The sequence below is a fragment of the Clavibacter lycopersici genome, assembly GCF_003576405.1.
Classification (GTDB): Bacteria; Actinomycetota; Actinomycetes; order Actinomycetales; family Microbacteriaceae; genus Clavibacter; species Clavibacter lycopersici.
In genome coordinates, this window is sequence record NZ_QWGT01000395.1 from 1 (window position 1) to 1,368 (window position 1,368).

Consider the following 1,368-nt stretch of genomic DNA (forward strand, 5'->3'; position numbering starts at 1 on the left):
CGCGGCGTCGCGTGCCGGGACCGGACCCGCCGGGGTCGACGCGTGAGCGCGCTGCTCCTCGCGGGCGGCCGCCTGCCCGGATCCGACGCGCCCGTCGACGTGCTCGTGCGCGACGGCGTCATCGCGTCCGTCGGCCCCGCGGGATCCGCCGACGCGGCGGGCGCCCGGACCCGCGCGCTCGACGGCCGCTTCGTCATCCCGGGCCTGTGGGACAACCACGTGCACTTCACGCAGTGGACCAAGGTGTCGCGCCGCCTCGACCTCTCGCGGGCGGCGTCCGCGGCGGAGGCCGTTGCGCTCGTGCGCGACGCGCTCCGGGCCCGCGACGCTGCCGGATCCGGCGCCGTCGCGTCGACGGGCGCCCCCGAGGCTCTCGTCGGCTACGGCTTCCGCGACGGCCTCTGGCCCGACCTCCCCACCAAGGACCTGCTCGACGCCGTCGCGGGCGACACCCCGGTGCTCCTCGTCAGCGGCGACCTGCACTGCTGCTGGGCGAGCTCCGCGGCGCTCGCGCCGCACGGCTACGGAGACCACCCCACCGGCCTCCTGCGCGAGGACGACTGCTTCGACTTCATGTACCGCGTGGAGGAGGGCGATGCGTCGTCGCTCGACGCGCAGGCCGTGCAGGTCGCGCGCCAGGCCGCCCGCCGCGGCGTGGTCGGCGTCGTCGACCTCGAGATCGACTGGAACGCCGACCGCTGGCGCCGCCTCGCCGCCCTCGGCCACGACGCGCTCCGGGTCGAGGCGGGCGTCTGGCCGCAGGACCTCGACCGCGCGCGCGACGAGGGCCTCCGCACGGGCGACGTCCTCCCGGGCACCCGCGGCCTCGTGCGCGTGGGGCCCGCGAAGGTCGTCACCGACGGATCCCTCAACACCCGCACCGCGTACTGCTTCGACCCGTACCCGGACCTCGACGGCCAGGGCGGCGACGCGCACGGCGGCGCCTGCGGCCAGCTATCGGTGCCGCCGGAGGAGCTGAGGGAGATCATGGTGCGGGCCGCGCGCCAGGGGCTGCGGCCCGCGATCCACGCCATCGGCGACCACGCCAACCGGCTCGCGCTCGACGCGTTCGCGCACCTCGACCGGGTGCTCGGCGGCGCGCACCGCGACGCCGAGGGGCTCGCCGGATCCATCGAGCACGCCCAGCTGCTCACGCACGAGGACGTGGCGCGGTTCGCCGCGCTCGGCGTCGTCGCGAGCGTGCAGCCCGAGCACGCCATGGACGACCGCGACATCGCCGACGTCTACTGGGCCGGCCGCACCGGTCGCGCCTTCGCCCTCGCCGACCTCCGCGCCGCGGGCACGCGCCTCGCGCTCGGCTCGGACGCGCCCGTCGCGCCGCTGGATCCATGGGCCACCATGAGCGCC

General features: G+C 77.2%; 1 protein-coding gene. It reads left to right on the forward strand.

What is annotated here, in order from left to right:
- Positions 1–42 precede the first annotated feature (42 nt).
- Positions 43–1,368, forward strand: a 1,326-nt coding sequence (locus DZG00_RS15445) for an amidohydrolase (RefSeq protein ID WP_119455818.1), incomplete at its 3' end; no start/stop codon positions are given.